The sequence below is a fragment of the Ornithinimicrobium panacihumi genome, from assembly GCF_052073805.1.
Classification (GTDB): Bacteria; Actinomycetota; Actinomycetes; order Actinomycetales; family Dermatophilaceae; genus Ornithinicoccus; species Ornithinicoccus panacihumi.
Window position 1 is genome coordinate 1 of sequence record NZ_JBQGWG010000015.1, and the last position, 18,464, is coordinate 18,464.

Below are 18,464 nucleotides of genomic sequence, written 5' to 3' on the forward strand. Positions count from 1 at the left end.
CTTAGCCTCGATCCACCGATGAGCTGGTGAGATCGGCGATGTAGACGGCCCGGAGGACGCGCGCAGCTTCGGTGTCGGTGAGGGCAGGTGGGAGCTGCCGGTCTGCCCGGCCTTTCCACTGGGGTTCCTGCTCGTCGGTACTGGGGTTGGGGTCAGGCGGGTGCGGCGGCCCGGCCGGGGCGGACGGCGGTGTGCAGCGCGGTCCACGCGTCCTGCCATGGCCAGTCGCGGGGCAGGTGCAGGTGCAGGCGTCGGGCGGAGGAGGCGATGCGGGCGGGCAGGTTGATCAGCTTGCGCCGGATCGAGGGCGTGGTCGCCCGGACCAGGCGCGGGTTGTCCGTGAGGGTGGCGGCGGCGCGGGTGAGGTTGAACGCCATGGTCGCGGCGACGAGCCAGACGGCGTTGGCGGTGAACACCCCTGACGGCAGGTGCGCCAGGGCCGAGGCCTTGAGGTCGGCGTGGACGTTCTCGATGACCGCATGGCCCCGGTGGACCTGGTCGGCGGTCACGGTGTCCCGCTCGGCGGCTGGCGTGGTGGTGAAGAAGGCGTGGAAGCGGTAGGTGTCGAACAGCGAGGCCTGCCCGGTCTTGGCCTTGGGGTTCAGGTCGGGGATGCGGCGGACCACCAGCCGCCCGGTGGCCTGCTCGGACTTCTTGGCCGAGGTGAACGCGGTGTAGTCGATCTCGGCGATCTCGGCGCGTGAGACCCATCTTCCGGTGGCCTCGTCGTAGATGGCGTCGGTGTACCTGATGGTGGTCCACGTGTCCTCCTCGATGGCGGCGATGGCGCGCTTGACCGCGGGGTCCAGCCGGACGGTGATCGAGACCTGCGCCCCGGCCTTGGTGGCGGTGGCCACCAGGGCGGCGGAGTAGAACGCGGAGTCGGCCCGCAGCAGCACCGGCCGTTCGGCCAGGTGGCTGCGCCGCACCAGGGCCAAGGCATCGGTGGCGAGGCGGACCGCGCCGCGGGAGGACCCGACCGAGCCCTTGCGCAGCCGCTGGGCGGCGATGACCGGTGCGACCTGCTCGGTCGACACGGTCGCCAGCAGCGCGTTCAGGCCGCGGACCCCGCTGTAGCCGAACCCGGCGCCCTGCTTGGCGTACCCGTGCACCTCGATGATGGTGTCGTCCAGGTCGACCAGCACCGCCCCGGTGTCCTCGGACCTGCCGAGCAGCCCGGTCCGCTCGGCCAGGGCAAGGGTGAAGCGGGAGGCGACGGCGTCGACCTGGCGGACGTGGCCGAAGGTGAACGTGCGCAGGAACGAGCCGAGGGTGGAGGGGGCGTACGGCCGGTCGAAGACCTTGCCCATCGCGCCGTGGCGCAGCAGGCCCATGTCCTCGATGCTGTCCGCACCGGCGGCCATGCCCGCCACCAGCGCGGCCAGCTTGCTCCCGGCGTTGGAGCCCTTGTCGGTCGGTACGCTCAGGTGCTCATTCCCCAAGGCGTGCAGACCGGCGTCCTCGGCCAGCGCCATCAACGGGACCAGACCGGCGGCCGACACGAGGTTGGGGTCGTCGAACGTCGCGGAGACCACGGGCAGGGTGTGAGACAGTTGCATCTACGAGATGCCCTTCCGGTTTGGGTGATACGTGCTCTAGACAAGTCGTATCTTCCCAGTTCAGAGGGGCATTCTCGCTTTCCCACGCCGCCCTACGCCCTCACCCGATCGGTGGATCCAGGCTTAGTGGGCGTCGACGCCATTCGCGATCGACCGCTGACAGCTCAGACCGCCGCGCTCGTCTGCTCACGGCTTCAGGGGCGGGAGATGAGCGTCCGGGCCATCCCCGGGACCAGGATCGCGAACCCGACGACGAGGCGCATCGTCTACGCCCCACCGGAGGGACAGGACAACATCCGAGAGAAGCTCTCAGCCTGGGAGCACTTCGTCCACGCCCACGACGGGCTCGATCCGCTCGTGCGGATGGCGGTGGCGCACTATCAGTTCGAGGCGATCCACCCGTTCCACGACGGCAACGGTCGCACGGGCCGGGTGCTGAACATCCTCATGCTCATCTCGGCAGGACTTCTCGACGAACCCATTCTCTACCTCTCCCGGGCCATCATCGCCCGCAAGAACGACTACTACCGGCTCCTCCGGGCTGTGACCGAGGACGGCGCCTGGGCTGAATGGACGCTCTACATGCTCGATGTCGTCCGCGAGTCTGCCGACTCCACGCTGCAGAAGTTCAGTGCGATTCGTCAGTGCCAGGAAGACATCGCCGTCCGGGCCAGGGCCGCGACTCCGGGCGGCCGCGATGCGCAGTTCCTCGATGTCCTCTTCGAGCAGCCCTACTGCCGCATCGCTACCGTGGTGGACCGCTGTGACGTCTCACGGCAGACCGCCTCGACCTGGCTTCGCGCACTGGTCGGCGCCGGCCTGCTCAGCGACGTCAAGGTTGGTCGAGAAGTCCTCTTCGTCAACCACGAGTTCCTCGAGGTGCTCACGCGGTCCGAACATCCATAGGACTCTGTCAACGTGCTACCGGGCGTCGTGAGAACTTACCCGTTCGAGCGACGCCGGATGGTCAACGACTGCTCCACCGTGCCCACCGGCCCGTGCTCGTCGTGCGCCACCGACGAGGTCTGGCCGATGCCGTGCGGCCCCCACGACACCGAGGTGTCCAGGCCGGTCCACGGACCGCGCGGGGTCCGGTGCAGGTGCAGGGTGAGGTCGACGTTGGGGAAGAGCCACTCGGTGGGGGCCTGCCGGATCGCCACACCATTGGCCGTGTCGATCTTGCCGACCCAGCGCGCCAGGTCGGTGCTCTCCTCGCCCGCGACCAGCGGGTGCTCGGTGCGCACCCAGGCGGCCCGACGGCCGGGACGTCCGCCCGGCACCTCGCGGAAGTCCAGGGAGGTGATGAAGCCCCCGCCCCAGTGCCGCATACCGTCCCAGGCCGCCATGCCGTCCGGGGAGGGGAGGGTCGGCGCCTCCACCCCGGCGACCGCCGAGGTGTCGCTCGTGGCCAGCCGCCAGGCGGTGGCGCGGATGACGTCCCTGCCGCCGGCCCTGGCGACCGCCTCGACCAGCTCGATCGTCCGGCCCGGCCGCAGCGTGCGGGTGCGGACCGTCGTCTCGGACAGGTGGATCATCCCCAGGATGTCGAAGCTCACGCGCGACCACTGCAGGTCCGGCCGCGGGTCGTGCCGCTCCAGCGCGTGCATCACCAGGCCGCTCGCGGGGGCCATGTGCTGCTCGGTCGGCTGCCAGGCACCCTGGGCGTGCCGGGTCGGCTCGTAGCGCCCGTCGCCGAGGGCGACGTAGTAGTGGTCCTCGTCCCGCGTCATGCCTCGGGAGTGTAGTAATGACCCATGACCTCCACGCACCGTGCCGCCGGCCCAGACCTGAGGGCCTGGAGCCGCGTCGCGCGCGAGGCGGCGGGCACCGCATACCCCTGGGCCCCTGGTCACCTGGTGACCGGGCCGGAGGACACCAGGGTGGTGCCCGAGGAGCTGCACCCGGCCTTCCACGGCTCGCTCGACTGGCACTCCTGCGTCCACATGCTCTGGTCGCTGACGCGCCTTCTCCGGGGGTATGCGGTTGAGCTGGGGGCGGCGGAGGCGCGGGCGGCGGCGGAGCTCCTCTCCGAGCGGCTCGACCCGGGCAAGGTCGCGGTGGAGGTGGACTACCTGAGGGCACGACCCTCCTTCGAGCGGCCCTACGGCTGGGCGTGGGCGGCGCAGCTGGGCGCCTCGTGCGCGGAGCTCTCGCACGAGAAGACGCATGAGGACGCTCCCGGGTGGGCGGCGGCCGTGGAGCCCCTGGTCGACCTGGTCGCCGAGCTCGTGCTGGCGTGGCTGCCCCGGCAGACCTATCCGGTGCGGCACGGCAAGCACCAGAACGATGCCTTCGCCCTGACGCTGCTGATCGACGCCTACGGGCGGCTGGGGCGGGAGGACGTGGTGACGGCCTGCCGCGAGCGGGCGCTGACGTGGTTCGGCGACGACGTGGAGGCGCCGACCGCGTGGGAGCCGGGCGGCACCGACTTCCTCTCGCCCGCGCTGACCGAGGCGGTGCTGATGCGGCGGGTGCTGGCGCCGACGGACTTCGCCGGGTGGCTCGACCGCTTCCTGCCGGGGCTGGGCGAAGGGCGGCACGGGCACCTGCTCGCGCCGCCGGAGGTGGTCGACCCCGAGGATGGGCAGTACGCCCACCTCCTCGGGCTGGCGTTGTCACGGGCCTGGCAGCTGCGCGAGCTCGCCGACGCCGCAGGGGGTGCCGGGGCCCGGCCCGACGTCGTCGCCCGCCTGCGGGCGGGGGCGGACGTGCAGGAGTCTGCGGTGGTGGAGGCGATCACCGAGGGGCACTTCATGGCCACGCACTGGCTGGTCTCCTTCGGGCTGCTCGCCTGCGGAGAGCTGCGATGAGGCTGCCCCGGGGTCGGACCGTGCGCGAGCGGCTGCTGCTACTCATGGTGGGTCTGATGGCCTTCGGTCTGCTCGTGAGCGGTGTGGTCACCTTCGTGGTGCAGTACACCCTCCTCAACGAGCGCATCGAGGCCGAGCTCAACCAGGAGGTCGCCGAGCTCCAGGAGATCGCGGAGGCCGGGCCCAACCTCGACGGTCGGCCCTACGACGACGTGGCCGCACTCTTCCAGGCCTTCCTGGCGGTGGCCGTCAGCGGCGAGGACGAGGCGCTCATGGGCCTGGTGGACGGGCAGCCTGCCTATCGCTCCGGTGGCGAGCGGCGCTTCGACATCTTCCACGAGGACGTGCTGCAGGCCCTGGCCACGACGGAGGTGCCGGAGGGGAGGGCGCGGCTGTTCACCGTGCGCACGCAGGGGACCGAGCTGCAGGTGCTGGCCGCCGACGTGCGGCTGGCGGGGGAGGACCGGTCGGGCACCTTCGTGGTCGCGATCGACGTCGGACGTCAGCGGGCCGAGCTCTACCGGCTGATGACCACCTTCGCGGTGATCTCGCTGGTCACGCTCGCGCTTGCCGGGGTCCTCGGCAATCTCGTGCTCCGGCGCCTGCTCCAGCCGTTGCGTGAGCTGCGCGAGGCCACCGCCGAGATCAGCACCGAGAATCTCTCCCGGCGGCTCGAGGTCGACCGTGAGGACACCGACGTGGCCGAGCTGGCCATGCGGTTCAACGGCATGCTCGACCGGCTCGACGCCGGGGTGCAGGAGCAGCGGCAGTTCCTCGACGACGCGGCCCACGAGCTGCGCACGCCGCTGACGATCATCCGGGGCAACACCGAGCTGATGAGCCCCGACGACCCCGATGACGTGGCGTCCAGCAAGGAGCTGATCCTCGCCGAGGTCGACCGGATGCGTCGCCTCGTCGACGACCTGCTCATGCTGGCGCGCTCCCAACGGCCCGACTTCGTCACGCGGGCGCCCACGGACGTCACCGAGCTGGCGCTGGAGGCGATGGAGCGGATCACCGCCCTGGGCGACCGCGCCTGGCGTCTGCGGGCCGACGCCGAGGGGACGGTGGAGGTCGACCAGCAACGGATCACCCAGGCGGTGATCCAACTGGCTGCCAACGCGGTGAAGTTCAGCGAGCCCGGCACCCAGATCGAGCTGTCCACCCGATGGGTCGAGGAGGGCGCGCCCGAGTCCTCCCGGGCGCGCGAGGCCGGCGCCGGGCCGGCGCCGCGCTATCTGGCCGTGGCCGTCCGGGACCAGGGCCAGGGCATCCCCGAGGGGCAGGTGGACACCGTGCTGGCCCGGTTCGGTCGCGCCGAGAACGTCGAGGGCAAGGAGGGCTTCGGGCTGGGGCTGGCCATCGTCGACGTCATCGCCAGGGCCCACGGGGGTGCCGTGACCATCGAGTCCCTGGAGGGCGTCGGGTCGATCTTCACCGTCTGGCTGCCGAGCCAGGCGCCCGGCGTGAGAGATTGAGGCGCATGGCCCACCACATCCTGATCGCGGAGGACGAAGAGGGCATCGCCCGGGTGATCGAGCGCGGTTTGCGGGGTGCGGGCTATCGCACCACGGTCGTCGGGGACGGCCTGTCCGCGCTGGAGGTCGCCACCGGGGGCGGCGTCGACCTCGTCGTGCTCGACGTCGGTCTGCCCCGGATGGACGGCTTCACCGTGCTGCGGATGCTGCGCACCATGGAGGAGCCGGTGCAGATCATCATGTGCACCGCGCGGGACTCCGTCGAGGACACCGTGAGCGGACTGGAGAGCGGCGCCGACGACTACCTGGCCAAGCCCTTCAGGGTGGAGGAGCTGCTGGCGCGCGTGCGCGTCCGGCTCCGTCATGCCGAGGCCCTGCACGGCTCCGGAGGCAGCGGCGGCGACCAGCTCGAGGCCGGTGGCGTCGTGCTGGACATCGGTGCGCGCACCGCCGCGGTCGGGGGGAAGCCGGTCGAGCTGTCCACCCGTGAGTTCACCCTCGCGCGCGAGCTCATGGAGCACGCCGGCCAGGTGCTCTCGCGCGAGCAGCTCATGGACCGGGTGTGGGGCTACGAGGTGACCGGCAGCTCCAACGTCGTCGACGTCTACGTCCGCTACCTCCGCGCCAAGCTGGGCCCGGACCGCATCAGCACCGTCCGGGGCGTCGGCTACCGCTTCGAGCACTGATCCGCGGCAACCGCGCCTGTTCAGTCGTCGCACCCCTCTGACGGTGCCGCACCCCCTCGCGCCGGCCCGCCCCGCAGCCCGCTGACGTGGGGCGCTTCATGAGAGCAGTCTCATCGAACTGTCATCGACGGCTCATCCAGCGGTTGTTGACTCCTCTCTCGTCAGCCGCCCGGCAGACACGGACGAGAGGGGGCAGCCATGGTCGCGACCACGACCGGGAAGCCGATGCAGGTCGTGTTCTACTCGCACGACTCCCAGGGACTGGGGCACTTCCGCAGGAACCGTGCGCTGGCACGCGCACTGTCGGACCGGGTGCCCGAGCTCACCGGCCGCGAGGTCACCGGGCTGCTCGTCAACGGGGTCGACGGGGCCGACGGGATGTCGACCCCGCAGGGCTTCGACGTGGTCACCCTCCCGGCGATCGGCAAGGGCACGGCGGGCTACGGCCCGCGGCACCTGGGCATCGGGATGGCCGACCTGACCTCGCTGCGCGGGGAGATCGTCCGGGCCACGTTCCGCCGCTTCACCCCCGACCTGGTCGTCGTCGACCGCCACGCCCTCGGCGTGGGCCGTGAGCTGGAGGCCGGCCTGACCCATCTGCGCCAGCACGCACCCGGCGCCCATGTCGTCCTCGGTCTTCGCGAGGTCCTGGACCAGCCCGAGGCCGTGCAGGCCGAGTGGGCGGCCACGCCGGCCACGCTCGTCCGCGAGCTCTTCGACGAGATCTGGGTCTACGGCGACCCCCACGTCCACGACCTGCGCACCACCGGCGAGCTGCCCGGGGAACTGGCCGACCTGGTGACCTTCCAGGGCTACCTGGCCAAGGGTCGGGTCGAGGACCCGCTGGGCATCGAGCCCGAGCGGCCCTACATCGTGACCACGGTCGGCGGCGGCAGCGACGGCCTGGCCCTGTGCGCCGCGGCGGCGGTGGCGGAGGTGCCCGAGGGCTACCGCCACGTGCTCCTCACCGGCCCGCAGATGCCCGAGGCCGACTACCAGGCGGTCGTCGAGGCGGCCTCGCCCCGCACCCGCGTCGTCCGCTCCGTGCCCGACGCCGCCGGTCTGATCCGCGACGCCTCCGCCTCGGTGTCCATGGCCGGCTACAACACCGTCTGCGAGACCATGGCCACCGACGTGCCCGCGCTCTTCGTCCCGCGGGAGAAGCCGCGCCAGGAGCAGCTCATCCGGGCCCGCGGCCTGGCCGCCCTCGGCATGGCCGAGATGCTGCGCGCGGACGACCTGACCCCCGGCGCGCTCACCTCGTGGTGGACCGCCGCCGTCGAGCGTCGCGTCGACCGCGGGGCCCTCGACCTGGCCGGCCTGGAGGCCGTCGGTCGACGTGGCGCCGAGCTCGCGGCCGGACAGGCCGTGTCACCGGTCGCCGGCCCCCACTCATCCCGGCAGACCGTGTCGCCGGTCGCCCCCGTCCCTGCCCCTGCCGCGGTCCTGACCGCGCGAGAGGAGTCCATCGATGTCGCAGTCTGAGACCCCCCGGATCGGCTATGTCGTCAAGGTCTATCCCCGCTTCTCCGAGACCTTCGTGGTCACCGAGATCCTGGCCCGCGAGGCCGCGGGCGAGGACCTGGCCATCTACGCCCTGCGCCCCACGACCGACCCGCGCTTCCACCCGCAGTTGGCCCAGGTCCGGGCCAACGTGACCCACCTGTCGCGCCCGCACCGGCTGGCGGGGGAGTGGGAGCTCTTCGGCCGCGCCCACGAGGAGATCCCCGACTTCGGGGCCCGCCTCGGCTCGGTCATGGGCATGCTAGTGCGAATGGGGCCCTCGGACGCGGCCCAGGCCGTCGAGCTGGCCCTGCGCATCCGCCGCGACGGCATCACCCACCTGCACGTGCACTTCGCCAACGTGGCCGCCGCGTGCGCCGCCGTGGCCTCGGCGCTGACCGACATCCCCTTCACCGTCACCACCCACGCCAAGGACATCTTCCACGACGACGTCGACGGCGTGCTCCTGCGCGAGATCCTCGACCGGGCGACCAACGTGATCGCGATCAGCGACTACAACGCCCGCTTCCTGGCCGGGCGGATCGGCGTCGACCCCGGCAAGACCGCCCTGGTCCGCAACGGGCTGGACCTGCCGCGCTTCCCCTACCGCGACCCCGAGGGTCCTGCGGCCGGCGAGACCGGCTCTGCCCCGCTGAAGGTGCTGGCCGTCGGCCGGCTCGTGGAGAAGAAGGGCTTCGACCACCTCGTCGAGGCCGTCGCTCTGCTCTCGGGCACCTCGCCCTCCGACGACGCGCTCTCCGTGCAGGTCCGCCTCGTCGGTGACGGGGATCAGGAGGCGCTGCTGCGCGGCCTCGTGGCCGAGCATGACCTGGCCGCCGACGGCACCGTCCAGTTCCTCGGCTCGCTGAGCCAGGCCGAGCTGGTCGAGCAGCTGGCCTGGGCCGACGTGCTCGTCGCCCCGTGCGTCGTCGGCGCGGACGGCAACGCCGACGGGCTGCCCACGGTGATCCTGGAGGCCATGGCCAGCGGCGTGCCCTGCATCGCCACCGACGTCACCGGCATCCCCGAGGCCATCCACCCGGCCAGCGCCGACGGGCCGGCCACCGGGATCCTCCTGTCCTGCGAGCGGGACGGGCTCTCCGAGCGCCTCGCCACGGCCCTCCGTCAGGTGGCCGACCCCTTCTGGCCGCGCCAGGAGATCGCCCGCGCCGCCCGCATGACGATCGAGCACGACTTCGACACCCGCCGACAGGTCGGTCTGCTCCGCGCCCTGGAGCAGTCTCCCGCCAGCGGGCAGGGCTCGGCCAGCGCGCAGGGCTCGGCCAGCGGGCGGGGCTCGGCCGGCGAGCAGACGTCCGCCCGCGAGCTGGAGGTGGTCTGAGATGACCGAGCGCACCACATCCCCCCGAACCGTCGCCTACGTGTGCGCCGACCCCGGGATCCCGGTCTTCGGCACCAAGGGCGCCAGCGTCCACATCCAGGAGATCGTCCGCGCCTGGCGCAACCGGGGCGCCCACGTCGAGGTCTTCGCCGTCCGCGCCGGGGACGCTGTCCCCGAGGACCTGGCCGACCTGCCCGTGCACGTCGTCAAGGTCGGCGGCAAGGGCATGGAGCCGGCGCAGCGGGAGCAGGCCCAGCGCGCCGCCGCGGCCCGGCTGGCCGAGCTGGTCGTCGAGCTCGGTCCCGACCTGGTCTACGAGCGCTACTCCCTCTTCTCCGACGTCCTCGCCACCGCCGCCGAGGCACTCTCCGTGCCGGGGGTCCTGGAGGTCAACGCGCCCCTCATCGACGAGCAGCGCACCCACCGCGTCCTGGTCGACGAGACGGGCGCCGACGAGATCCTGCGCGACCAGCTCGCCGCCGCCGACGTGGTCGCCTGCGTCTCCGAGCCGGTCGCCGCCTGGGTCCGTGCGAGGGTCCCCGCCGCCGCAGACCCGCAGGTCACCGTCGTGCCCAACGGGGTCAACACCGACCGCGTCCGCCCGGTCAGCCCCGACCCGAGCGGTGACCCCGTCGTCGTCTTCGTCGGCACGCTCAAGCCCTGGCACGGCGTCGAGGACCTCCTCGAGGCCCGTCGCCTCGCCCAGGCCCCGTGGCGCCTGCGTCTCATCGGCGACGGCCCGCAGCTCGGGGCGATCGAGGCGCTCGTCGCCGAGCACGACCTGGACGTCGACCTCGTCGGCGCGGTCGTCCCGGAAGCGGTCCCGGCGGCCCTGGACGGGGCGATGGTCGCCGTCGCGCCCTACCCGGAGTCCGGCGACCACTACTTCAGCCCGCTGAAGGTCTACGAGTACGCCGCCGCCGCACTCCCCGTCGTGGCCTCGCGCATCGGTCAGATCCCGGCGGTCGTCGAGGAGGGTGTCACCGGGCTGCTCGTCCCGCCCTCCGACCCGGCCGCGCTGGCCGCCGCGATCGACGCGCTCGTCACCGACCCCGCCCGCAGCGCCGACCTCGGCGCCGCCGCCCGCCGCCGGATGGTCGAGCACCACTCCTGGGACCAGGTCCTGGAGGCCACGGTATGCGGCATCGCCACCCACGCCCCCGATGCCCCCGCGGGGGTGCGCTGACCGATGGCGTCGGAGAAGGTCCAGGCCTCGGCGCTGCGGCGCACGCTGGGGCTGCTGCGTCCCCACCTGCCCGGACAGCGCATGGTGCTGGCCGGCGGTGGGTTCGTCATGCTCCTCGAGGTCGTCTTCAGGGTGCTCGAGCCCTGGCCCACCAAGCTGGTCGTCGACGCGGTCACCCGCAGCCTGGGGGCCGACCTGGCCGACGGTGGGCCGGTCGCCACCACCCAGCTCCTGCTGGCCTGCGCGCTGGCCACGATCTCGATCATCGGCTTCCGGGCGCTGAGCAACTTCCTGGCCACGGTCGCCTTCGCCCTGGCCGGGTCGCGGATCGCCACCGCCCTGCGCGCCCGGGCCTTCGACCACATCCAGACCCTGTCGCGCAGCTATCACGGCACCGTCCGCACCGGTGACGTCGTCCAGCGCCTCGTCGCCGACGTCGGCCGCCTCCAGGAGGTCGCGGTCACCGCCGGGATGCCGCTGGTCGTCAACATCTTCACCCTCCTGGCGATGGTCGGCGTGATGACCTGGCTGGACCCGGTGCTGGCGCTCATCGTGCTGGCCGCGGTCCTCTCCTTCTGGCTGCTGTCCCGCAAGAGCACCGGCAAGATCACCGTCGCCTCCCGCAAGACCCGCAAGAGCGAGGGCGACCTGGCCAACATCGCCCAGGAGACCCTCTCGGCGATGACCCACGTGCAGGCCTACGGGATGGAGGCGCAGCGCTCGCAGCACTTCCAGGGCTCCAACTCCAAGTCCCTGCAGGACGGGGTGAAGGCCCGTCGTCTCGCCGCCGGCCTCGAGCGCCGCACCGACGTCCTCGTGGGGATCGCCACCGCGGCCGTCCTCTTCCTGGGGGGCTCCCGGGTGCTCAGCGGCGCGATGACGCCCGGCGACCTCGTCATCTTCCTGACTTACCTGAAGACCTCGATGAAGCCCCTGCGCGACCTGGCCAAGTACACCGGCCGCGTCGCCCGCGCCACCGCCTCGGGGGAGCGGGTCGCCGACCTGCTCGACGTGGAGCCGGAGATCACCTCGCCGAGCAACCCCATACCCCTGCGTTCCGTCCGCGGAGAGCTGGAGCTGGAGCAGGTCCGGGTCGAGTTCGAGCCCGGGGTGCCCGTGCTGCGGGAGCTGGACCTCACCGTCCCCGCCGGGCAGACCCTCGCCCTCGTCGGCCCCTCCGGGTCCGGCAAGTCGACGATCGTCTCGTTGCTGCTGCGGCTCATCGACCCCCAGGGCGGGGCCGTGCGGCTGGACGGCACCGACGTGCGCGACGTCGACCTGGCCGACCTCCGCTCCCGGCTCGCGCTCGTCCAGCAGGACGCGGTGATCTTCGCCGGGACGATCGAGGAGAACATCCGCCAGGGCCGGCCGGACGCCTCACCCCTGCACCTGGAGCGGGCCGTGCGGCTGGCGCGGGTGGACGAGTTCGTCGACCGGATGCCCGAGGGCCTGCAGACCCGGGTGGGGGAGCGTGGCTCGACCCTCTCCGGCGGGCAGCGGCAGCGGATCTCGCTGGCGCGGGCGTTCCTGCGCGACGCACCCGTCCTGCTCCTGGACGAGCCCACGACCGGGCTCGACCCCGACAACGCCGAGCTGGTCAACGACGCCATCGTCGCGCTCGCCGAGGGGCGGACCTGCGTGATCGTGACCCACGAGGCCGAGACCGCCCGCCGGGCCGACCGCGTCGTCGTCCTCGAGGGCGGTCGGGTCACCTGGGACGGCCCCGCGGACCAGGCCCCGCTGGAGCGGGTGCTGGAGGAGGAGCTGGACGGTCCCGGGGCCGGCCGCAAGCAGGGGACGCGATGAGCCGCACAGATCCCAGGCCCGTTGCCGGGTCCGATGCGGGTCTGGCGCTGATCCTGGACGCCGACCGGCTCAGCGACCTCGTCGGCGAGCCGGTCCGTGCCGTGCGGATCCGCCCCAAGCCCGCAGTCACCCACGTCGCCGCGCTGCTGGCCCGGTCCGGCGGAGCGCACGCCGAGGGCACGGTCCGGGGCTGGGTGCGCACGCTGCAGGGGCAGGCCCGGCTCAAGGCGGACAAGGTCCGGGCCGCCCAGGACCGGTGCCGCCCCGGGCCGGACGAGCTCGGGGCCGACAAGAATGGGCCGGCCGAGCTCGCCGCCGGCGAGACTGGGCCGGACGAGCTCGCCGCCGGCGAGACCGTGCTGGAGGGGGAGGACGTGCTCGTGCTCTGGGGTCCGGTCCGGGCCGACCTTCGCCTGGCGCGAGAGCTGGAGATGCTCCCGGCATCGATATCGGCATCGGGGGCATCGGCACCGGCATGGGCATCGGCACCGGCATCGATACCGGCATCGGCCGCGGGGGCCGGGACGGGGGCCGGCCATCTCGTGCTGCGCTACAACCCCGGGAGGCGTCTGGTGGTGCGCGACGGCGACGTCGTGCACCGCATCACCACCGACGGGCACCGCTCCCGCCTGACCCGCCTGACGCGTGCGCTCCGTGACCAAGGGGTGCCCGTGGTCACGCCGCTGGAGCAGCAGCCCGTGGACCGGCGTCGCATCTCCAGCTGGCCGTGGGTGCCCGGCGAGGACGCGTCGTCCCTGCGCGAGCCGTCGGCCCTCCGCGCCATCGGGGCCCACCTGCGCCACCTGCACTCCCTCGATCCGGCCACGCTGCCCGAGCTGCCCCGCACGGGCTGGGCCCAGCTGCGCCGGGCCGGGCTCGCGTCGGTGCAGCAGCTGCTCGAGATGCTCAGGCTCGACGGCGACGCCGCGGACCTCGTGCTGCTCGCCGAGCAGGCGCGCCACGTCCTCGAGGCCAGGGTCAACGTCGCAGACGGCCCGCTGGTCGTCTCGCACGGCGACTTCTCGTTGGACCAGTGCCTGCAGGGGCCGCACGGCACGCTGCTGACCGACTTCGACCGGGCCACGCTGGCGCCCCGCGAGCTCGATCTCGCCTCGGTGGTCGCCGCCGGGATCGTCGACCACGTGCCCGGCTCCGATCTCGCCCGCAGCACCGACCCCGGCGCCGTTGCTGATCTGGTCCTCGACGGCTATCTCGGCGGGCGTGCGCCCACCGACCTCACCCCGTGGGTGATGGCGTCCCTGCTGGGGCGGTCGATGCAGCACTGGCGCGGGCAGGGCCCCGACTGGCGGGAGCGCACCCGCCGGCTGCTGCTGGCCGCGACGGCGCTGGACGTCAGGGTGCCCGACGTCGTCCTCGCGGCCGGCGACCGGATCGTGGTGGGGCGGGCGTGGCCGGGGAGAGCCCCCAAGAACGGGCGTGGCCTGGACGGGGCAGCGCCCCTGGTGCACGTCGCCGTCGAGGGCCGCGACGGGCAGGGACGGCTCCGTGCCGGGACGTGGGCCAGCGACGGGACGGTCACCATGCTGCCCTTCGGTGAGGACAGCGGGCTGCCCGGCCTGCGGGACCTGGCCGATCAGGGCGAGCTGGTCGTGCACCGCCCCGGCCGTCGGGCGGTGGTCCGGCTGGACGCGTCCTACGCCAAGGTCGTCCGTCGAGGTCGTGCTGCGCAGGTCGCCGAGGCCGGCACGGTCGGGCAGTCGCTGGCCGGGCGGGCCGGGCTGCGGGCGCCCCGGGTGCTGTCCGTCGACGGCGACGTCCTCCATCTCGAGACTGTCCCCGGCCGGCCCCTCCACGACCTCTCCGGCTCACGCGGCTGGGACGCGGCCTGGACGCGCTGGGAAGGTGCGTGGAGCAGCTTCCAGGCGCTGCCGCATACCGGCCTGGGGTTGGGGGTGCACACCTGGGCCGACGAGGCGGACGGCCTGCGGGACTGGGCCGCCAAGGTCGCGCCGCTGCTGGCCGGGACCCCCTGGCCGACCCGGCTGGAAGAGGTCGCCAGCCTCCTGGACGAGGCCCACCGGCGGGCGGAGCAGGAGGGGCACGCGCTGGTGCCGACCCACCGCGACCTGCACGACAAGCAGCTCCTCTGGGACGGCACCGAGCTGTCCGTGCTCGACCTCGACACGGCCTGCCTGGCACCGCCGGTGCTGGACCCCGCCAACCTGGCGGTCCACGCCGACCTGCGGGTCGCCCAGGGGGTCTGGACCGCGGCCGAGGGGGAGGTCGTGGTCGACCGGGCCCACCGCGTCGCGCTGCGTGGTGACGCGGCCGCAGCGGGACTCGACGGGCGGGACGAGCTCTCCTGGGAGCTGGCGGGCCTGGCGACCCGGGCCCGGCTGGTGGCCATCTACGCCTACCGCCCACGCTGGCGCGAGCTCGTCCTGGACTGGGCGGGGCAGGGGTGGTCGGAGGCTTTCATGAGAGTTTTCTCATCTTCCTCTCACCCTGGTCTCCTCCCCACCGGTCACACTGGATGACATGTCCGGCCTTGGTTCTGCGATGAAGATGATCAGCTCCGCGCTGGTCCTCGTGCTCGTCGGCGTGCTCGCGGCCTGGTTGTGGTTCGACGCGACCGCCGTCGCCCGCCAGGAGACCGCCGGCGTCGTCGTCGGTGTCGAGGTCCCCGGCGATGGTGCTCAGGGCGGCACCGTCGGCGCTGCCGAGGGTGGCCACCCCCAGGCGACCGACCGGGCCCGCCAGCTGCGGGACCGCAGCGACGCGCTGAACGCCGAGGTGGCCGAGGTGGCCGCCGCCGAGCGGGCGCTGAACGAGCTGCGCGAAGGCGTGCGGTCGGCGACCGACGAGCTCGCCATCGCCGGTGACGCCGCCTACGAGGAGCGCCTGGCTGCGGTCCGCGCGGCCAAGGAGAGGGCCGCCGAGAAGGCTGCCGCCGAGAAGGCTGCCGCCGAGAAGGCCGCGGCGGAGAAGGCCGCCCAGGAGCGCGCCGCGCGCGAGGCCAGGGCCAACCAGCCCGCCCCGGCCCCTCCGCCGGCTCCCGCGCCGGTCCCCGTCAACCCGCCCGGCATGTGCTGGGACGACGACGAGTGGGAAGAGTGCGACGACGACGACTGGGATGACGACTGGGATGACGACGACTGGGACGACTGACGGTCCGCCGTCCCCGCAGTAGCGTGGGAAGGTGCTCGCGCCGTCCTCCTCCTTGGTCGTCCTCCCGACGACGCTGCCCCGACGCACCCTGCTGACCGAGACCGTCCTGGTCCTCGGTGTCAGCCTGGGTGCCTCGGCGGTCTGGGCGGTGCTGTCGATCATCCGCAAGCTGACCTACGAGGCCCCGTTGTCCGCCCAGACGACGACGATGAACTCCAGCGTGACCCCGGACCGTCCTTGGCTCGACCTGGCCTACCAGCTCGCGGGCATCGGGCTGGCCCTGGTGCCCGTCCTGCTCGCCCTGCACCTGCTGGCCAGGGACGCGGGGGCCTCGGTCGGATCGGCACGGGGTGCGGCCCGCGCCGTGGGGTTCGACCTGCGCCGGCCCGGCCGTGACATCCTCCACGGGCTGGGGCTGGCGGCAGCGATCGGCCTGCCCGGGCTGGCCTTCTACCTCGCCGCCCGCGAGCTGGGCCTCAACACCTCGATCGCCGCCGCCGACCTGGAGGCCGTGTGGTGGGCGGTGCCCGTGCTCGTGCTGGCCTCGGTGCAGAACGCCGTGCTCGAGGAGGTGGTCATGGTCGGCTATCTCTTTACCCGGTGGGCGCAGGCGGGCTGGTCGACCGCGACGATCATCCTCACCTCGGCGTTGATCCGGGGGACCTACCACGTCTACCAGGGCTTCGGCGGGTTCGTCGGCAATGTCGTGATGGGCCTGGTGCTGGGCTGGGCCTACACCCGGACCCGCCGGGTGATGCCGCTGGTGGTGATGCACGCCCTCGTCGACATCGTCGCCTTCGTCGGCTACGCGCTCCTCGCCGACCGGATCAGCTGGCTGTGAGCCGTTAGTGTTGTGGGCATGAGCGAAGTCACCGTGGTGCACAGGCCGGCCGAGTCCCGCTTCGAGGCGATGCTCGGGGGAGAGGTCGTGGGACGGCTGTCCTACGACACCCACGGCTCCACCGTCGACCTCCAGCACACGATCGTCGAGCCCGACCAGCAGGGCCAGGGCATCGGCGGCAAGCTCGTCGAGGAGGCCCTGGCCGTGGTGCGCGCCAACAAGCTCAAGGCCCGCCCGACCTGCTCCTACGTCCAGGCCTATGTCGACCGGCACCCCGAGCACCGGGGTCTGCTGGAGCCCTCGCTCACGGCCGAGGACGAGGAGTCGTGACGGCACCGCACACCGTCGAGATCCGGGACGGGTCCATCCGCCTGGGGCAGCTGCTCAAGCTGGCCAACCTCGTCGGCGACGGTGCGATGGCGCGCATGGTCGTGGAGAACGGCGAGGTGCTCGTGGACGGCGAGGTCGTGGTGCGCCGCGGCACCCAGATCCGCCCCGGGCAGGTCGTGGAGTACGCCGGCGAGCAGATCATCGTCGAGACAGGGTCGACGGGCGGCTGACCGCGGCCGGTGAGTCGGTGCGGGCGGCGCCGGGACGTCAGGCGTCGGCCCACCGGCGGGAGCTGTAACGGGTCAGCCAGGCCGCGGCGTAGGCCGCGGCCAGGGCGACGAGGATCAGCACGATCATCCGGGCCAGCACCAGGCCACCCTCGCCGGGGTTGTTGAGGGCCAGGTTGAGCCACCAGGGCAGGGCCAGGCCGAAGGTGCCCGCCAACGCCATCATCCACGGATGGGACGCGCGGCCCCCGATGAGCTGGGCCGGCACGGTCAGCACCGCCAGAGCCACGATCGAGATCACCCGCGGCGCGATGCCCTCGGTCATCGGCGTCTCCGAGGCGAACCACAGGCCGGACACCCAGGCCAGCGGCCCGGACATCAGCATCATCAGCAGCGCCTTGTTGCGGTTGCCGTTGGGGATCGCGCTGGAGCCGCGCGGGGAGAGGGTCATCGGCTCAGTCCCGGCTGGCCAGCCACTCGGAGCAGATGCCCAGCAGGCGGTCGTTGGCCTCGGTCTCGGCGATCGTGCAGCGCACGCCGTCGCCGGCGAACGGCCGCACCGTCAGCCCGCGGGCCTGGCAGGCCTGGGCGAAGGGGACGGCGTCGTCGCCCAGCGGCAGCCACAGGAAGTTGCCCTGCGCGTCCGGGACCTGCCAGCCCTGGTCGCGCAGGCCGGCCACGACGCGCTCGCGCTCGGTCACCAGCTCCTTGACGCGGACCTCGAGCTCGTCGAAGGCGTCCAGGCTGGTCACGGCCGCGCGCTGGGCGAGGTCGCTGACGCCGAACGGGGTCGCGGCCTTGCGCAGCGCGGTGGCGACCTCCTCCTGGGCCACGGCATAGCCCACCCGCAGGCCGGCCAGGCCGTAGGCCTTGGAGAAGGTGCGGAGCACGGCCACGTTGGGGAACTCGCGGTAGAGTGCCAGCGCGTCGGGCACGTCCTCGGCGGTGGTGAACTCCAGGTAGGCCTCGTCGATGACGACCAGCACGTCCTGGCGCACCTTGGCCAGGAAGGCCCGCAGCTCGTCCTCGCCGACGGTGGGGCCGGTGGGGTTGTTGGGGGTGCAGACCAGGATCAGGCGGGTGCGGTCGGTGATCGCCGCGGCCATGGCGTCCAGGTCGTGGCGGAAGTCGGCGTCCAGCGGCACCTGCACCGAGGTGGCCCCGGCCAGCGCGACCACGATCGGGTAGGCCTCGAAGGAACGCCAGGCGTAGATGACCTCGTCGCCCGCGTCGCAGGTGATCGCCATCAGCTGGGCCAGCACGGCCACGCTGCCGGTGCCGGTCGCCAGGTGCGTCGTGGGCACCTCGAAACGCTCGGCCAGGGCGGCGGTCAGCTCGGTGACGCCCATGTCGGGATAGCGGTTGATGTCGGTGGCTGCGGCCCGGACCGCCTCCAGCACCGCCGGCAGCGGCGGGTAGGGATTCTCGTTGGAGGAGATCTTGTAGGAGGTCAGCCCCTCGATCGGCTCGGCGGGCTTGCCCGGCGCGTAGGCGGGCACGCCCGCGAGGGTGGACCGCAGACGGACGGGGCTGGAGGGCGCATCGCTCATGGGCGCCACTGTAGTGA

At 72.8% G+C, this 18,464-nt stretch carries 17 protein-coding genes; 13 read left to right on the forward strand and 4 right to left on the reverse strand.

Features of this window, described 5'->3' with window-relative positions:
* Positions 1-152 precede the first annotated feature (152 nt).
* Positions 153-1,559, reverse strand: a complete 1,407-nt coding sequence (locus tag ACTMMA_RS13000) for an IS1380 family transposase (protein ID WP_441190229.1) — start codon at positions 1,557-1,559, stop codon at positions 153-155.
* Positions 1,560-1,685: 126 nt separating this feature from the next.
* Between ACTMMA_RS13000 and ACTMMA_RS13005 the strand changes: the two genes are divergently transcribed.
* The gene (locus ACTMMA_RS13005) at positions 1,686-2,465 is read left to right on the forward strand and encodes a Fic family protein (protein WP_441190562.1); all 780 of its coding nucleotides are present in this window, start codon (positions 1,686-1,688) and stop codon (positions 2,463-2,465) included.
* Between the two features lie 35 nt (positions 2,466-2,500).
* Here the strand turns inward: ACTMMA_RS13005 and ACTMMA_RS13010 are convergent, their stop codons facing one another.
* A complete protein-coding gene (locus ACTMMA_RS13010; RefSeq protein WP_441190563.1) occupies positions 2,501-3,289 on the reverse strand; it encodes a thioesterase family protein in 789 nt (262 codons plus the stop codon).
* A gap of 24 nt (positions 3,290-3,313) precedes the next feature.
* Between ACTMMA_RS13010 and ACTMMA_RS13015 the strand changes: the two genes are divergently transcribed.
* The 12 genes from ACTMMA_RS13015 (at position 3,314) to ACTMMA_RS13070 (ending at position 16,900) form a co-directional block, all read left to right on the forward strand.
* Complete coding sequence (locus ACTMMA_RS13015; RefSeq protein ID WP_441190564.1) at positions 3,314-4,369, forward strand: DUF2891 family protein; 1,056 nt, start codon at positions 3,314-3,316, stop codon at positions 4,367-4,369.
* Positions 4,366-5,847: a sensor histidine kinase gene (locus tag ACTMMA_RS13020; RefSeq protein WP_441190565.1), complete on the forward strand. Its 1,482-nt coding sequence runs from the start codon at positions 4,366-4,368 to the stop codon at positions 5,845-5,847. Before ACTMMA_RS13015 ends, ACTMMA_RS13020 begins: the two co-directional genes overlap by 4 nt.
* Before the next feature lie 5 nt (positions 5,848-5,852).
* Entirely contained in the window at positions 5,853-6,533 is a 681-nt protein-coding gene (locus ACTMMA_RS13025; protein ID WP_441190566.1) for a response regulator transcription factor, read from the forward strand.
* A 198-nt stretch (positions 6,534-6,731) separates the two neighbouring features.
* The gene (locus tag ACTMMA_RS13030; protein WP_441190567.1) at positions 6,732-8,018 is read left to right on the forward strand and encodes a glycosyltransferase family protein; all 1,287 of its coding nucleotides are present in this window, start codon (positions 6,732-6,734) and stop codon (positions 8,016-8,018) included.
* Positions 8,005-9,378: a glycosyltransferase gene (locus ACTMMA_RS13035; RefSeq protein ID WP_441190568.1), complete on the forward strand. Its 1,374-nt coding sequence runs from the start codon at positions 8,005-8,007 to the stop codon at positions 9,376-9,378. The genes ACTMMA_RS13030 and ACTMMA_RS13035 overlap by 14 nt, the downstream gene beginning before the upstream one ends.
* Position 9,379: 1 nt before the next feature.
* Complete coding sequence (locus ACTMMA_RS13040) at positions 9,380-10,564, forward strand: glycosyltransferase family 4 protein (RefSeq protein WP_441190569.1); 1,185 nt, start codon at positions 9,380-9,382, stop codon at positions 10,562-10,564.
* Positions 10,565-10,567: 3 nt separating this feature from the next.
* A complete protein-coding gene (locus ACTMMA_RS13045) occupies positions 10,568-12,370 on the forward strand; it encodes an ABC transporter ATP-binding protein (protein WP_441190570.1) in 1,803 nt (600 codons plus the stop codon).
* Complete coding sequence (locus tag ACTMMA_RS13050) at positions 12,367-14,868, forward strand: hypothetical protein (RefSeq protein WP_441190571.1); 2,502 nt, start codon at positions 12,367-12,369, stop codon at positions 14,866-14,868. Before ACTMMA_RS13045 ends, ACTMMA_RS13050 begins: the two co-directional genes overlap by 4 nt.
* Before the next feature lies 1 nt (position 14,869).
* Positions 14,870-15,499, forward strand: a complete 630-nt coding sequence (locus ACTMMA_RS13055) for a hypothetical protein (protein WP_441190572.1) — start codon at positions 14,870-14,872, stop codon at positions 15,497-15,499.
* Positions 15,500-15,530: 31 nt separating this feature from the next.
* Positions 15,531-16,340 carry a CPBP family intramembrane glutamic endopeptidase gene (locus ACTMMA_RS13060; protein WP_441190573.1) on the forward strand — a complete coding sequence of 270 codons (810 nt, stop codon included), beginning with the start codon at positions 15,531-15,533 and terminating at the stop codon, positions 16,338-16,340.
* Between the two features lie 18 nt (positions 16,341-16,358).
* Positions 16,359-16,670 carry a GNAT family N-acetyltransferase gene (locus tag ACTMMA_RS13065; RefSeq protein ID WP_441190574.1) on the forward strand — a complete coding sequence of 104 codons (312 nt, stop codon included), beginning with the start codon at positions 16,359-16,361 and terminating at the stop codon, positions 16,668-16,670.
* Entirely contained in the window at positions 16,667-16,900 is a 234-nt protein-coding gene (locus ACTMMA_RS13070) for an RNA-binding S4 domain-containing protein (protein WP_441190575.1), read from the forward strand. Before ACTMMA_RS13065 ends, ACTMMA_RS13070 begins: the two co-directional genes overlap by 4 nt.
* 37 nt (positions 16,901-16,937) lie before the next feature.
* Here the strand turns inward: ACTMMA_RS13070 and ACTMMA_RS13075 are convergent, their stop codons facing one another.
* Positions 16,938-17,348 carry a hypothetical protein gene (locus ACTMMA_RS13075; RefSeq protein WP_441190576.1) on the reverse strand — a complete coding sequence of 137 codons (411 nt, stop codon included), beginning with the start codon at positions 17,346-17,348 and terminating at the stop codon, positions 16,938-16,940.
* Positions 17,349-17,352: 4 nt separating this feature from the next.
* Entirely contained in the window at positions 17,353-18,447 is a 1,095-nt protein-coding gene (gene hisC, locus ACTMMA_RS13080; RefSeq protein ID WP_441190577.1) for a histidinol-phosphate transaminase, read from the reverse strand.
* Positions 18,448-18,464 lie beyond the last annotated feature (17 nt).

What these genes read in the sequence shown, in the direction of transcription:
- ACTMMA_RS13000 (WP_441190229.1), bottom strand. Translation starts at nt 1,559, where the DNA reads ATGCAACTGTCTCACACCCTGCCCGTGGTCTCCGCGACGTTCGACGAC.
- ACTMMA_RS13010 (WP_441190563.1), bottom strand. Translation starts at nt 3,289, where the DNA reads ATGACGCGGGACGAGGACCACTACTACGTCGCCCTCGGCGACGGGCGC.
- ACTMMA_RS13015 (WP_441190564.1), top strand. Translation starts at nt 3,314, where the DNA reads ATGACCTCCACGCACCGTGCCGCCGGCCCAGACCTGAGGGCCTGGAGC.
- ACTMMA_RS13020 (WP_441190565.1), top strand. Translation starts at nt 4,366, where the DNA reads ATGAGGCTGCCCCGGGGTCGGACCGTGCGCGAGCGGCTGCTGCTACTC.
- ACTMMA_RS13025 (WP_441190566.1), top strand. Translation starts at nt 5,853, where the DNA reads ATGGCCCACCACATCCTGATCGCGGAGGACGAAGAGGGCATCGCCCGG.
- ACTMMA_RS13030 (WP_441190567.1), top strand. Translation starts at nt 6,732, where the DNA reads ATGGTCGCGACCACGACCGGGAAGCCGATGCAGGTCGTGTTCTACTCG.
- ACTMMA_RS13035 (WP_441190568.1), top strand. Translation starts at nt 8,005, where the DNA reads ATGTCGCAGTCTGAGACCCCCCGGATCGGCTATGTCGTCAAGGTCTAT.
- ACTMMA_RS13040 (WP_441190569.1), top strand. Translation starts at nt 9,380, where the DNA reads ATGACCGAGCGCACCACATCCCCCCGAACCGTCGCCTACGTGTGCGCC.
- ACTMMA_RS13045 (WP_441190570.1), top strand. Translation starts at nt 10,568, where the DNA reads ATGGCGTCGGAGAAGGTCCAGGCCTCGGCGCTGCGGCGCACGCTGGGG.
- ACTMMA_RS13050 (WP_441190571.1), top strand. Translation starts at nt 12,367, where the DNA reads ATGAGCCGCACAGATCCCAGGCCCGTTGCCGGGTCCGATGCGGGTCTG.
- ACTMMA_RS13055 (WP_441190572.1), top strand. Translation starts at nt 14,870, where the DNA reads ATGTCCGGCCTTGGTTCTGCGATGAAGATGATCAGCTCCGCGCTGGTC.
- ACTMMA_RS13065 (WP_441190574.1), top strand. Translation starts at nt 16,359, where the DNA reads ATGAGCGAAGTCACCGTGGTGCACAGGCCGGCCGAGTCCCGCTTCGAG.
- ACTMMA_RS13075 (WP_441190576.1), bottom strand. Translation starts at nt 17,348, where the DNA reads ATGACCCTCTCCCCGCGCGGCTCCAGCGCGATCCCCAACGGCAACCGC.
- hisC (WP_441190577.1), bottom strand. Translation starts at nt 18,447, where the DNA reads ATGAGCGATGCGCCCTCCAGCCCCGTCCGTCTGCGGTCCACCCTCGCG.